Annotated in this window: 13 protein-coding genes; 1 reads left to right on the top strand and 12 read right to left on the bottom strand. The window is 44.2% G+C overall.

What is annotated here, in order from left to right; translation table 11 throughout:
* Positions 1 to 83: 83 nt before the first annotated feature.
* From AACU28_RS16395 to AACU28_RS16340, 12 genes are all read right to left on the bottom strand, one after another.
* Positions 84 to 1460 carry an O-antigen ligase family protein gene (locus AACU28_RS16395; protein WP_121603242.1) on the bottom strand — a complete coding sequence of 459 codons (1377 nt, stop codon included), beginning with the start codon at positions 1458 to 1460 and terminating at the stop codon, positions 84 to 86.
* Positions 1461 to 1708: 248 nt separating this feature from the next.
* Positions 1709 to 2833: a glycosyltransferase family 4 protein gene (locus AACU28_RS16390; protein ID WP_121603241.1), complete on the bottom strand. Its 1125-nt coding sequence runs from the start codon at positions 2831 to 2833 to the stop codon at positions 1709 to 1711.
* On the bottom strand, positions 2814 to 4325 hold the full coding sequence (locus tag AACU28_RS16385; protein WP_121603240.1) for a sigma-54-dependent transcriptional regulator: 1512 nt from the start codon (positions 4323 to 4325) through the stop codon (positions 2814 to 2816). Before AACU28_RS16385 ends, AACU28_RS16390 begins: the two co-directional genes overlap by 20 nt.
* A 217-nt stretch (positions 4326 to 4542) precedes the next feature.
* The gene (locus AACU28_RS16380) at positions 4543 to 4953 is read right to left on the bottom strand and encodes an Hpt domain-containing protein (RefSeq protein WP_102490796.1); all 411 of its coding nucleotides are present in this window, start codon (positions 4951 to 4953) and stop codon (positions 4543 to 4545) included.
* A gap of 378 nt (positions 4954 to 5331) precedes the next feature.
* Positions 5332 to 6564: a quaternary amine ABC transporter ATP-binding protein gene (locus AACU28_RS16375; protein ID WP_004733799.1), complete on the bottom strand. Its 1233-nt coding sequence runs from the start codon at positions 6562 to 6564 to the stop codon at positions 5332 to 5334.
* Positions 6557 to 7456 carry an ABC transporter permease gene (locus AACU28_RS16370; RefSeq protein ID WP_004733798.1) on the bottom strand — a complete coding sequence of 300 codons (900 nt, stop codon included), beginning with the start codon at positions 7454 to 7456 and terminating at the stop codon, positions 6557 to 6559. The genes AACU28_RS16375 and AACU28_RS16370 overlap by 8 nt, the downstream gene beginning before the upstream one ends.
* A 195-nt stretch (positions 7457 to 7651) precedes the next feature.
* Positions 7652 to 8644 carry an ABC transporter substrate-binding protein gene (locus AACU28_RS16365; RefSeq protein WP_004733797.1) on the bottom strand — a complete coding sequence of 331 codons (993 nt, stop codon included), beginning with the start codon at positions 8642 to 8644 and terminating at the stop codon, positions 7652 to 7654.
* Between the two features lie 332 nt (positions 8645 to 8976).
* Positions 8977 to 9183, bottom strand: coding sequence for a hypothetical protein (locus AACU28_RS16360; RefSeq protein ID WP_133151093.1), 207 nt, complete (start codon positions 9181 to 9183; stop codon positions 8977 to 8979).
* 17 nt (positions 9184 to 9200) lie between these two features.
* On the bottom strand, positions 9201 to 9890 hold the full coding sequence (locus tag AACU28_RS16355) for a tyrosine-protein kinase family protein (protein WP_004733796.1): 690 nt from the start codon (positions 9888 to 9890) through the stop codon (positions 9201 to 9203).
* A complete protein-coding gene (locus AACU28_RS16350; protein WP_121603239.1) occupies positions 9890 to 11989 on the bottom strand; it encodes an SLBB domain-containing protein in 2100 nt (699 codons plus the stop codon). Before AACU28_RS16350 ends, AACU28_RS16355 begins: the two co-directional genes overlap by 1 nt.
* Positions 11986 to 12822 carry an OmpA family protein gene (locus AACU28_RS16345; RefSeq protein WP_017077265.1) on the bottom strand — a complete coding sequence of 279 codons (837 nt, stop codon included), beginning with the start codon at positions 12820 to 12822 and terminating at the stop codon, positions 11986 to 11988. The genes AACU28_RS16350 and AACU28_RS16345 overlap by 4 nt, the downstream gene beginning before the upstream one ends.
* 62 nt (positions 12823 to 12884) lie before the next feature.
* Entirely contained in the window at positions 12885 to 13214 is a 330-nt protein-coding gene (locus tag AACU28_RS16340; RefSeq protein ID WP_017094038.1) for an STAS domain-containing protein, read from the bottom strand.
* Positions 13215 to 13525: 311 nt separating this feature from the next.
* Between AACU28_RS16340 and AACU28_RS16335 the strand changes: the two genes are divergently transcribed.
* Positions 13526 to 14368, top strand: coding sequence for a DNA ligase (locus AACU28_RS16335; RefSeq protein WP_102502760.1), 843 nt, complete (start codon positions 13526 to 13528; stop codon positions 14366 to 14368).
* The last annotated feature ends 104 nt before the right edge of the window (positions 14369 to 14472 follow it).

Here is a 14472-nt window from a genome sequence, read left to right as displayed (position 1 = left end):
CCTCTTTTTTGTTATATAGAAGTACTTTCATATATTGTGCCATTTAATAAATGCATTATTTTCAATGAGTTACAAGTCTGCTTTTAGATTTTCTCATTTTGACAGGCAGTATGAGATACGTTAGAGACGCAAACTGTGAGTGCTGCGAGGATGTAAATCGGCCAATTGAAGCCTTGAGTCAAAAATGTACCCGACACGATGGTGCCAATTAACCCAGCATATACGGCGTAAGCCGCGGCATTGAGATTTGGGTCGATTGCGTTGGTCGTCTCTGAAAGCTGTTTGAGTGTCGAGCGTATTGTTTTGATCAGTGAGCCAATCAATATCAGAAAGATAATCAACCCTAGAAAGCCAGTTTCAGCGAGCACGCCAAACCAAGTACTGTGAACAGCATGATTCAGTCCGTCCCAGTGCGAACTATAAAAGAAGTAATTAGAAAAGAAATTGTTTAGGCCGACTCCGGTTAAAGGGTTATCCAGTGCCATTTTGAACGCGGCTTCCCATGCATAGATTCGGCCCATTGCAGATTCATCAACCCCTTGTTCAGCAGCACCGCCTGATGCTCTGTCTGAAATTCCAGCAACAAAGTAAAGGCCAATCGCTCCGATAGCGCCCAAAGTGATCAACAGTGATTTTGAACGTATTACTTTGAACGCAAAAATCCCGACGACTGCTAGCGCACCAAGTAATCCACCACGGCTTTGGGTTGCAACGATAGCGGCAAGTAACAATACAGCGACACCAATACTCAATACACGCTTAAAAGCATGAATGCCATGGGTGGTCGTCTGACTGAGCGCAAACGCAAGTGGAAACAAAAGAACCAGTGCTAAATCATTAGGATCTCCTAACATCGAACCAAAATCGCGGCCAATAGTGACACGTGACCCTTCGACTAATCCGATACCATTGATTGAGTTGTTAATTGCAATAAGTGCGACTAACGAACCGGCCATCATGATGATTGTCGATGTCTTTGCTAAGTTTTCGACGCTGTTTACCAGCCACACGATAGCGAGTGTCATCACCATTATTTTCCAATACACGCCTTTAAATTCAGCTAACGCTATTGGACGGTTAGACGCGAAGATCAGGCCGATAAAGACGAGAGCCCAAAAAACAGCAAGCCAGCTCAATGTAGGGTGCCAGAATATTTTAAGTTCTTTGCTGATGAAAGCATGCCAGAGCAAAGCGGAAAGCGCGCCTAGCGAGAGTAATAGCGGTATCTTTAACGAATAGAGTTGAGGTATCGCTTCATGGATTCGAAAAAATGAAAAGACAACGAACAATATCACAATCCAAAAGGTCTTGTTAATAACAAACATTCCAGCCAAAGGAAGAAGTGCTAGCGCAACAATAACAGCGGGATGCGGCACGAAGTACCAGACAATACCGAGCCCGACACACAAGGTGCTGATCGTGATGATGACTGGCAATCTATTGGCTTCAGGGTTGACCATTGTGACCTCTATTCGCAAATAAACTCTTCATGACTCGCTCGCAATCTTTTGAGACGTAGTTACACCTAATGTTAAATATTGCAAAGCGAGTGCCAGTTATGCATTTTGTTTAACTAATTGATTTAGTGTTGGATTATTAAGTGAGGGCTTAGCCTTGGTGAGTTTTGTCAATTTGAGAATCAGTATAAGACTGACTAGAACGGCTAAGTTATCCAGCTAAAATAACCAATTACCGACTAAGACTAGTATTAACGGTCGAGTTGATAGATTTCCAACAACTGCGGGACAACAGCTTGTGGCGAGTATTGGTCTTTCACGGTTTCTATCGCGTTACTCTTGAGAGAGTCACGTTGCTCGCTCGTCAATGACATCCACGAGGATAAATGCTGTTCTAGTACTAACGCTGTTTCTGAATCAGATTCTGAATTGGCGAGGTAGCCATTAACTTGGTGCACGATGAGCTTAGGCAAGTTACCAACTGAGGTAGCGAGAACGGGAATGCCGCGAATCATGGCTTCTAATGCCGCCATAGGTAAGCCTTCAAAGCGGGAAGGGATGATTAACAAATCGATTTGGCTCCAGACGTCGTCCATATTGGTCTGATGTCCATGAAAAGTAACATTATCAGGCTGCGATTTAGCTAAGACGTCCATTTCTGGTCCGTCACCAAAAAGCTCAAACCTAACATCAGGAAACTGTTTGGCTAATGCGACAAATCGATCAGGCGCTTTTTCATGGCTTAATCGGCCCACAAAACCAACATGGAATGGGCTTGATGAAGGGGAGTTTGTTAACCCAGTTGGGACTTTAACGAAGTTATTCAATTGATGGGTTTTACTCGGTACTTTCGCTTTAATCTTCTCACTGACCACGAGCGACTGATCAGAAAGAAAGCTGCTGTAACGATCGAGCCAGTCATAAAGCCATACTTTGCCTGTTGGGGTTTCACCTGCGTGATAAGTGGTGATTTGTTTGGTGTTGTTAAAACAAGGTGGGAGCTTGATGAGTTTACTGACCAAACTGGCTTTGTAACCATGAGCATGGATAAGCCTTGGCTGATAATGTTGAACTGCACGTTTAAGCTGTGTCGCGCTATTGCCGCTTGAATCTAAACAGCATAAGGCTAAATCGGAGAGGTAACTAAAAGGGATGTTCAGCGTATTCAACTTTTCAACGATGATCGCTTCAGGATTAAACTGAGTCAAAAGTACGATTCGAACAGCATCTGAATACTGAGCGCTTTCAGAAATCAGGCCTTGTGCTAATTCTAAAACATGCGTTTCTATACCTCCAAAAGTTTGGCTGTCGATCAACAGCCAAATCTCATGAAGGTTTACGTTGAGTACACCTTGGCTAGGCTTGGTTGTACTCATCTTCCGATTCCCAAGCCTGCTTTTTACGGTAAACGGTAGAAGGGCTAAGTTCTAACAACACAGCAGCGTTTAACACATTCCCATCACAATGATTGATCGCGTGTTGAATGGCTTCGCGCTCTATTTGCCACATTGGACGAATAGCACCTTCGCTTGTTGTAAATGTGGGCGTCATCGGGTCGTTGTTAGCGGGAACAACTGACGATTGTTCCAACTCTTCAGGAGTAATCGGTGGCAACTTAGCTTCTGGTGCTTCCACAACAGCAGCTTGGGGTGCCGCTACTCGAATTGGTGTCACTGATTTCGAGGTTGGAGCTGCGTCTATTTTATTAATCGGAGGCGGTAACATGTCTTTGGTCACGCTTGTTTCATTGTTCAACACCACGATGTTACGGATGATGTTTTGCAGCTGACGCACGTTGCCTGGCCACGCATAACGTTTAAGTAGATTCTGCGTTTCTTTGTCTATTGATTTGAACTTCTTCTTGTCTTGCTTCGCGTACAGCTTTAAGAAGTGATCACAAAGAGTGACAATGTCACTTTCTCGTTCACGAAGCGGTGGCATCTCAATAGGCACGACGTGAACACGATAGTAAAGGTCTTCTCTAAAACGTCCTTCTTCTACCTCAACCAGTGGGTCGCGGTTGGTCGCACAGATAATTCTGACATCCACTTTAATCTCGCGGTTGCCACCGAGTGGGGTAAACGTACCAGTTTGCAAAAATCGTAGGAGCTTCTTCTGCATCTCCAATTCCATTTCACAAAGCTCATCGAGAAATAGGGTACCGCCATGTGCTTGCATCGCTGCACCTTTACGGTCGGCTGTTGCTCCGGTAAATGCACCTTTAACGTGACCAAAGATTTCACTCTCCATTAGGTCTCGAGGGATAGCACCACAGTTAATCGCAACGAAGGGCTTACCATTACGCTGGCTCTCTTGATGAATCGCTTCCGCACACACTTCTTTACCCGTACCACTTTCGCCATTAATAAAAACGCTGGCAGTGGTTGGCGCGACAGAATCAATAATCTTGTAAACCGCCTGCATAGGTAGGCAAGAGCCAATGAAATTATGAAAGCGGTCACGATCGAACTTGCTTTGCATGTCATCAACGAGGTTCTCTAGCTTAGCTCGTTTCAAATGCAAGCGGACAGAGGTCTTAAGTCGATCGGCTTGAATTGGCTTTTCCAAGAAGTCTTCCGCACCGCGCTGGATGAGGTCTACAGCAATATTAACTGAGCCATGTGCTGTCGCGATAATGACGGCGGTCGGTATTTCGTTCGCACTTATCCAATCTAAGACTTCTTCGCCTGGCATGTCGGGCAGCTTAAGATCGAGAATAACAAGCTGTGGAGAGTGCCTTTCAATGAAGATCTTAGCTTCCGCGCCGGTTTCGACGTGGAAAATATCGTAGGGCTCGTCTTTTACGTACTGCTTGTAGAGTACGGCGAGTGAGGTGGAGTCTTCAACTAACAATACCTTAGGGCGCATTGTGTATTCCTTTTGAAACTTTATCCCAACCAATCAATAACATAGTGGTATGTATCCATCAACACGAGACTTGTGTATTTGTTATCTACCGCATGCAATCTCTTAAGAAATGATAGGTGTACTTTCTCGCGTTGTTGCTCACGATGGAGTGCCTATTAATGGTAACTATATTAATAACGATTATGTTGAGTATTTATCTGATACCGATGATGAGCATTCAGAGCTCGCAGAAACCAGCCTCTTTTCTATCAAGCAAGGCTTTGATTGAACGCTCTGCGAGTTCTAGTAACTCGTCAACTTGTCGAAATGCCGCATCATGACTCTGTTCTAAACATTGCTTCTCTAAAGCGCGAGCCAACTCACCCAAAGGGCGATTACCTAATGATAGGGCCGTACTGCCAAGAGTGTGGACCTCGAACTCAAGTGTTTGAGCGTCGTGCTGAGCGACAGCCTCTTTTATGGCGACCAAGCGTGTTTGTGACTCTTCGACATAATGGTCGATCAAGATCGGGATAATATCCGCACTTGTATCTCGAATCATTTGCTCTAGAACGCTTTCATCAACAAGCTCGCTAACTTCTTGTGAGTTTAGATGTGCAGCTGTGTCTGACGCTAAAGTGGAATTCATCAAACTAAGTCCTTCTATTGAGCCTAATAGCCATGAGTACTAATAAGTTCTAGTCATTTTCTAGAATAATTTCAACTGGTTGCTGTACAAATAGAGCATTTAATTGGCATCTCGCTCATCTTGCTACTAGGTTTGTGACAAACCTAACGAACGGATTTAATTTTGTTTTCTCTTATGAAATATAAACTTAGGTGCTTATAAAACCTAAGGTAGGGGTCTAGCTCAGGATAAAACGAGGCCGATACAAATAAAAAAACCACTGCGGTGAATTAACAACAGTGGTCTTAGAGCGGGTTAAGTAGTTTAGGCTAATCTAAATAGCTGTAATTCAAACAGCTATAATTTAAACAGCCGTGCTTTAAATAACGAAAAGTAGAACTACGAAGCTTTATCAATCTTTGGCTTTGGGTCGGCTTCTACTTCTTCCTCGCTACTTTCAGAGAAGATATCAGCAACGGCGCTTCTCTCTAATTCACCCTTCAGATTACCTTCTTCGTCGACAACTGGAAGGGAGTAGTCACAAGACATAGTGTCTGGAAGTACTTCTTCAATTACCGCATCTGGTAAAACAGCAGGAACCTCTTCGTAAATCTCATCGCTGAAGTCATGGACAGAGGCATCTTCAACCGCGTCTTGTAAGCTCTCTTGAGTTACCAAACCCTGATAGCCTTCGTCCGTTACGTGATAAGCGTAATCGTTTTTAAGCATCTTCATTTGTGCCAGAGCACCTTCAATCGTTTCTGAAGTGATTCGATAGAGAGGAGGCTGCATAACCGTTTCAACCGTCAATGCACGAGCACGGTTTACGTCTTTAACGAATGCCTCTACATAGTCATCGGCTGGATTCAGTAGAATCTCATGTGGCGTACCTTGTTGTACCAACTCGCCATCTTTCAAAATTGCGATTCGATCGCCGAGACGGAGTGCTTCATCCAAATCGTGGGTGATGAAAACAATCGTCTTATGAAGCTTTTCTTGCAGTTCAATGAGCTGATCTTGCATTTCACTTCGAATCAAAGGGTCGAGTGCCGAAAAGGCTTCATCCATTAATAAGATTTCAGCGTTAGTACACAGTGCTCGCGAAAGTCCAACACGTTGTTGTTGCCCGCCCGAAAGCTGGGCAGGGTACTGTTTGCCGTAACCTTTCAACCCTACCGTTTCTAACCATTCATTGGCTTTTGCTAATCGGTCTTCTTTCTTGATGCCTTGTACTTCCAACCCGTACGCAACGTTTTCTACCACGGTGCGATGAGGCATTAAGCCAAAGCGTTGGAATACCATCGACATTTTATGACGGCGGAACTCTTCTAATTGCTTGGTGTTGAGGCTCATTACATCAATGCCTTCGACCATAATCTTACCCTGCGTTGGGTCAATTAAACGGTTGAAGTGGCGAATTAGAGTCGATTTACCCGAGCCGGAAAGCCCCATGATAACGAAGATTTCACCGCGGTTAATCTCGAGATTAATCTCTTTTAAACCGACGGTATGACCTGTGTCCGCAAGAATCTGATCTTTGTGTTCGCCGTTCTGAACTCGGTTCATAACAGACATAGGTTTCGGTCCAAACACTTTGTATAGACCACTAATTTCAATCAATGGTTTAGTCATGCTTGAGTCCTCCTAAATGCGCATTGGTTCTTCTTGCGTATGCCTGTGAAGCGCGGTCAAAAAGAATTGCGAGGGCAACAATGGCAAAACCGTTCATCAAGCCTAATGTGAAATATTGGTTGGTGATGGATTTAAGAACTGGTTGTCCTAAGCCTTTCACGCCAATCATGGATGCGATAACAACCATAGACAGTGCCATCATAATGGTTTGGTTGATACCCGCCATGATCGTTGGCATTGCTAGAGGGAGTTGAACACCCCATAAGCGTTGTTTCTTGCTCGCACCAAAAGCGGTTGCTGCTTCAAGGACTTCTTTATCGACTAAGCGTATGCCTAGGTTGGTTAAACGAATCACAGGTGGGATAGCGTAGATAACCACGGCGATCAGACCTGGAATTTTACCGATGCCGAGTAACATCACCACTGGGATCAAGTAAACGAATGCCGGCATGGTTTGCATGATATCAAGCATAGGTGTAACGATAGATTGAGCTCGATTTGAACGAGCCATCGCAATACCAATCGGAATGCCTAAGAATATCGAAACCAAGGTACAAACAGTGATGATACTGAGCGTCCGCATGGTGTCTTCCCACATTCCAAAGTAACCAATAAGGAGCAGAGAAACGACACAACCTAAAGCCAGTTTCCAAGAACGACTCGCGGCGTAGACAAGGCTCGTACAAACGGCGAGGACTATAATCCAAGGGGTTGAGATAAGAAGTTTTTCAAACCAAACAAGGAATGAAAGAAGAGGGTCAAATAGAGATTCAATCATTTCACCGTATTCACGAGAGAATTCACGGTATGCGCCATCTAGCGTCTTTTTTATGGTTCGTAAATCAGCGCGTTCCATCTCTGGAAAGGTTGATAACCAATTGGTGTCAGCCATTTTATATCCTTATAGTTCAGAGCCACTTGTTCATGCGATGAGGTAATCGCCTATGAAAAGGGCTCCGAATCATGAATAACATCAAGTATAGCGACGTTATTTCCGTATTATTGAAGCTTAGTGCTTAGCCTTAGTGCACAGTGCGTTTCGAAATATAGCTATCATTGAAATATAACGGCTATCGAAATGCTGCGATTAAAGCTCAGCTTCAACTTTCTTAGCGACTTCTTGAGAAACCCATGGGTGCCATACTTCTGGGAATTCACTCAAGAAATGCAAGCTCGCTTCTTCACCATCCGCTTGATTGTCTTCCATCCAAGCAAGCAGGGAGTTCATCTTATCGTTTGTGAAGCCACGTTTAGTGAAGTAGTCATAAGCTTCAGGTGCACGTGACGCAAAACTCTCAGTGGTGATCGTGTGAACGGGTGAAGGCGGGTACATGGTCGCTTTAGGTGAATCACAGTCTTCTTTGGTGGTACAAGTTAAGAACTCTTGTTCATTAACACCACTACCAAAGTCAACTTTAACCATGTCGTATTTGCCTAGAACGGCAGTTGGCGCCCAGTAGTAACCAAACCAAGCTTCTTCGCGCTCATAAGCTTTTGCGATAGAGCCAGATAAGCCGGCACTCGAGCCTGGATCAACAATCGTGAAACCACTGTCTTCCAGCTCAAGAGCGTTAAACAAGTTTCCGGCGCTGATCTGACAGTTCCAGCCTGCTGGGCAACTGTAGAATGCTGATGTATCTGGGTCTTCAGGGTGCTTAAATAAGCTAGCGTTTTTACGTACACCTTCGATGGTTGCCATCTCCGGGTATTGTTTAACTAAGTAAGCTGGAACCCAAAAGCCTTCTTCACCGCCATTCACAAGTGCTTTACCTGCGTAGCGAAGACGTTTTTCTTGGACACCCTTGTCCAATGCGTCTTTTAAGCTGTTGCTCCAAAGTTCAGGTGCAACATCAGGCTGGCCTTTTTCAATCATGGATGTGCCTGTTGGCATGGTGTCGCCAGGGATAAGTTCGGCATCACACCCATAACCATGTTCTAGGATGAATTGGTCGATATTGGCGATCAGTGTTGCAGAGTTCCAGTTCATATCTGCGATTGTTACGCTGCCACATTCTCCAGCGTTAGCATTACCGCTGGCTGCTGCTACTAACAAAAATACGGAGCTTAACTTGTATTTCATATTGAGTTTCCTTTCTCTTTAATAATACAACTAAGGTAACCAAGGTAAATTGGTTATCTAAATTGCTCGATGGTGATCCTTTCCGTGTATTTGAACCATTTGAGCAGAAGGAGGGATGGGTGAAGTTTGAATAGATAAACGTGCAAAGTCAGTGAAGTGTGATTTGCCAATTCATCCACTGTGTTTCAACAGCCATCGGATAACTTTGTCAAACTATTACAAATTCGTCAAAAACCACCTCTATTTATAATCTTAGGGAATAATCGTACGAATTCCATCTTTGATGCGATTTACATGGCACTTTAACCGTCTGTGTCACATTACCGCTAAAGTTAGGCATGGGGCTGTTGATTTTTGAAGGGATTTAAAGGTGGTAAGACCATGGTTGACGTGTGTGAAATGCGTTGAATGGTTTTTAAAATCTTATTTTCAATAATAATTTCGCCAAAAACACCCAATTTGGTTTTGGGGCATTTAGAGCTGTCGGGGGCTTGAAGTTTAATAGGATAGGTGGCTGTCATGGTATCAATGACAGCCATAGAACGGCGCGAAAAAGTTACATCGGCAGGTTTAAAAACTCATTTTGATACAGCTTGTTTGCCAAGCTATCGCGAAGTTTAGTTGGAAGGAATTTCATTCGATTGATTTGTCTTACCAACTCTTGTGCAAAGCTAGGTGTTTGTTTCATGTTCATCACACTGCCCATTAGATTGATACTCTGTGCATCAAGCAGCTTTTTCGCTTGTTCTAGGTGGTGAGTTGACGTTTCACCATAGGCGACAACCATCAATGTGCTGTCACAGGCACTCGCAACAGACTGTGCAGGGATATTCCCTTTGTTAATGTTGAGAAGCGGTGAGGTGTCGATGATGACTCTGTCGTATTTCTCTAGCCATTTGTTGACCACTTTTTGTAACGTTGTCGGGTCTTTATAAGCAAGCTGTGTTGATGCCACTTGAGGTGCCGGGACACCAATGAACATCCGGTGAGACTCAACATGTTCTATTAACTGCCCCTGTTGACTGTCTTCTAACATGTTCAAATCTTTGAAAGCGGGGTTGTATAAGTTGAGGTCAACATAAAGCGTAGAATGACCAGCAAGGAGAAAACGTTCTGCTAATGCAGTTGCAACAGAAGTTACCCCGTCACCTGAGTGGCAAGCCGTCACACAAATCGATTTCTGTCCGTTAAGTTCAGAAGCTAAATACAGTTGCTCGACTTCGGCATGGGTCGCTGAAATTGTCATTATAAAGCTCCTATTAAGACGATCATTGTTGTTAGACGTAATATGTCTTCTAGACCTACACGAGCTTTTTCCATAAAGCTCTCACGGCGATCTGGGATGTAGATAGTGTCACCAGCGCGTAGCACAGGTAGATTGTAAATATTGGCTGTTTTGCTGAACTCAACAAGGTCGAAGGTACGAGCTTGACCTTGGCAACAAGACATATTCACAATGGTAATTTTCTCTACGTAAGCATTGTCGGTAGGGCCTGCCGCTTCTGCCAATATATCTAGAATGGTCATGTTGTCGTTGAACACATAACGACCTGGGTTGTTAATCGCACCAAGCACACGAACGGTTTCTTCTTTCGGTGTGTCTAACCAGTTTTTACCTTTCTCTGGAATGTAAATGGTGTCACCAGTGGTTACGTTTGGCAGCAAGGATTCGTCACCGGTTTCGAAGTACAGTGATAAATTGAGTTTGCTTACTTTAGAGTAGGTTTTATCACGATGCGTGACACGAACGTTGTGTATATCAGCATCCTTAGTAGGACCGTCAGCCGCAGACAAAATGTCTAGAAAGTGCATGTCTTTGGTGAAGCGGTAACGACCGGGTGCATTCACTTGTCCAAAGATGTAGATCGAAGCATCAGAGCTTTGACGTACCCATTGAGATTTATTGTCTGAAGGATCTTGTGGTAAGTCGTGGACACGGACGATAGAGCCCGCGCGAATTTGCGGCATCAGATCTCGTGGCGCGCCATTTCTGATGAAATCATCAAGATTAAACACAACCATCTTTCTACCTGTCACAACTTCAATTTTTGAGGTGTCCGCTCTCAACGTAGGACCGCCGACGTGAGCCAATAATCCCATGAAGTTCATTTCATCTGACCATTCAATACGACCAGGTCGGTTGACCTCACCGATAACGTTAACCGCTCTGTCTGGTGCAATCTTCAACCAAGACTTCTCGTTCATGTCGGTTTTCTCTGGAACGAAAATAGCGTCACCGGCTTTAATACTCGGTGGGTTAGAGTTAGGTAGACCTTCTGTGTAAGCTGCTAAATCGAATTTAAGTACTCTGCCATCCGCTTTGATCACACGTATTTGGCGCGATTCTGCAAATCGAGTCGGCCCACCAGCATTCGCAAGGATATCCATGAAGGTGGCGTCTCTTTTTCCTTCAAAAGCGCCGGGAGCGGCAACTTCACCCATGACGTAAACCATGTTGGCGCCGGATTTGATCTCTTCTTCTTGCTTCGGCACAAAAATGGTTGCACCCGGGCGTAAGATTGGAAGTAGGCTTTCGTCACCAGAATCTAAATAACGTTTAAGGTTGAACAGCGTAGGCGTGTTGTTTGAAATTACTCTGATTTGCTCAACACTGGCATAACGAGTCACACCGCCCGAGCGCATTAGTACGTCGACAAGATCGGTGCTCTCTTTATAAGTAAACGAACCCGGTGCATTTACCTCGCCAAATACTTTAATTGAATTGCGAGAGTCGGCACTGTCACCAGAGTTAGCAAGCTTTGCTGCATCGAACTCTTGTTCAATATTGCCTACTAATGGCGATGCTGGAACAAAAAGCGAATCGAGTGATTGCAGAGTAGGTAGCGTTGATTCGTCACCTGAATCAAGGAAACGTTTGTAGTTAAACTCTTTCTTGTCCGCGCCTCGCTTAAGAATCAATTTGTCCAGTTGTGCTCCTGAACGTAATCCACCGGCTGCGTAAAGCGCCATTTGGATGCTAGAACCCAATGCCAGTGTGTATTCGCCAGGCTGTTCGACATAACCCTGAACGTAAATAATGATTTGTTGTTCTTTGACGTACACCGAAGCGTTCGAAAGATCTTTATAAGCGGTAGCCAGTGATTCTAGAACGACTTTGTTAAGCTGCTCACTGTCATAACCGGCAACAAATACGGCGCCAACTTCAGGAAGGGTAATGCGGCCACGTTTATCCACTTGGAACCCTGTGTTCAACGTACTTTCACCGGGTACGTTAACTTGGATAAGGTCACCGACTTGAACCGCGTCTGAAAACTCTTCGCTCGCATTCACGACACTCGTAAAGCTTAACGATAGGGTGATGATAAAAGCGATCAATAATTTCATAATCCACCTCCCATTTTCTCGGCATTTTTAGGGGAGATAATTTCGATACTCACTCGGCGGTTAGTTAAACGCGTACCGTCTGATTCGCCTTCAAAAAGAGGAACCGTTTCACCCACAGACACGGCTTTAATTCGCTGAGCACCTAAGCCAAAAATAGTCAGGTAGCGTTCGACTTGTTTAGCACGTCCAAGTGCCAAGTCATCGTTAAATTTTTCGGTACCCGTAGCATCGGCATGACCCGTAACAACAAGGTCTAGAGATTTATGTTCTTTCAGTAGTGTGGTCGCCTCGGCAAGTCGTCCCATGTACTTGGGATTGACTTCGGTAGAGTTTTCCGCGAATTGGTTGTCAACGTTAAGCAGGTCGTACAACTGTTCGATAACCGACAATTGCATTCTAAATTGGTTTTCATTTTTTGGTGGTTCACAGCGGGCTTGTGAGGTCACATAGTCCAGTTGGACTTCAAGTTCGTTTAAGCGTTTTCTTTGAATGACTAGGTCGTTGGCCGCATCTAGAAGCAGGCCACCTTGCAGTTCACGAGCGATTCGATTTTGCTTCTCTATCGCTTGCACAACAGCAGCGGGGAAGCACCAACGGGCGCCTTCTTGAATCAAAGCATCAAGATGTAATTTAGCCAGTTGCCAATCAAAACGTAATCCGTGTTCAGGACCAAGAGGTTCGTCTGGCATGACAGGAGAAAAGTCGGAATTTTGGTAATTAATAGAGTCATAACTTTCAGCCAAACCGCCGGTGCCTTGTTCAGGGTAGCTAGTACAGCCACCTAGAACCAAAGCAGACAGAGAAAGGGCTATGTAGTTTTTCAGTATTTTCATGCCAACGTCCTATGTTTTTACTTTTTATTATTATGTTTTGTTACTTCTAGCTTAGTGGATCTTCATGAATTTGTAGGATTTTTTGAATTTACTGGGATAGCGTGGCCAATACGTAGCAAGTTCATAATTTCAAGAGGCTGGCCAGTCACATTTTCAAGTCGCATGTTGCGCTCGCGCTCAGTTAGGCGTTTGAACATGTAAACAATTGCGCCAACACCAGATGAATCTAAAAACTCAACTTGGCTAAAATCAACTTCGATTTCAGGATGGCCATCATTTGAGATTACATCGTCAATATCGCTCTGAGCATCACGGCTACCTGCTGCATCTAAATCACCGAAGATAGAAAGAGTCAGTGTGGTTGTATTCAAATCAATCTTACGTAGTTCCATAGCGATATCTCCTTTTGAGTATGTATGGACAATTGCACTGAATGTGCCAACTTTTATATTTATATTTTTCAACGACTTAACTTGGCCGCTAATCTCTATCTCATATTGAGAAAGTCGGTTTCTCAATATGAGAACTAAAAATGGGTGAACATTTGAGACCCATAAGTCATTAATTATATGAATGAAATTTAAAGTTAAATAAGGTTGGCGTGTGGATCGCATCTTCTAGCAAAGGTTGTCTACCTACGTGTCAGAACGCTTAGGATTAAAGGCGTTTGTTGACCACTACAGATATCAATACGGAGCAGATGATGAGATTAACTAAATTGGCGATAGCAACTCTATGGGCGTGTTCGCTTTCTTCTCATTCATCCTATTTACCTCCCGACCATCTGGTACTGGCCAATACATACCAACAAGGCATTGATGTTTCTGAATACTGGAAGAGTGAAAAGCTTGATGGGATTCGGGCTCTTTGGGACGGACAACACCTTTATACTCGAAACGGAAATCGCATTTACTCACCGAAGTGGTTTACAAAAAACTTGCCTAAGGTGCATCTCGAAGGGGAGTTGTGGGCAGGAAGAGGTAAGTTCCACTTAGTCCAATCTACCGTCCTCGATCATACGCCTAGTGACGTAGCGTGGCGCCAAATAGATTTCATGTTGTTTGATATGCCAGGGGCTGCTGGTGATTATCAAAAGCGCTATTACAACATCTTGCATTGGGTAAGCATGATTGGAGAACCTCATGTCAGCTACATCGAACATGTACCGGTTCACAATGAAGAAGCTCTGTTCCATCAACTCGATAATGTCGATGAGAGTAATGGTGAAGGTTTGATGCTTCGTAAGATCACCAGTCGCTATCAAGCCGGTCGAAGTAATGACCTTTTAAAGCTTAAAAGGCATCACGATGCGGAAGCCACGGTTATTGGTTACAAAGGTGGAACAGGGAAGTATAAAGGGATGATGGGTTCGATTTTGGTTCACACAGAAGAGGGTGTGGAATTTTATATTGGAAGTGGGTTCAGTGACCAGATGAGGCTCGCACCGCCCGAAATAGGCAGCCGTATTACTTTTCGATACAATGGCTTTACTCAAAACGGTAAGCCCAAGTTTGCGCGCTTTGTTAGAGAGAAGAGTGAATACTAATCTCTTGAGTATAAACTAATCGCCCCTAAATCATTTACAGCCGTAAGCGAAAAGAGCCCTGAAAATCAGAGCTCTTTTTGTATGTAATAACGGCGATACCGGTT

The organism is Vibrio sp. SBT000027 (genome assembly GCF_963894355.1).
GTDB classification, from domain to species: domain Bacteria; phylum Pseudomonadota; class Gammaproteobacteria; order Enterobacterales; family Vibrionaceae; genus Vibrio; species Vibrio splendidus.
This window is presented reverse-complemented; position numbering and strand designations above follow the sequence as displayed.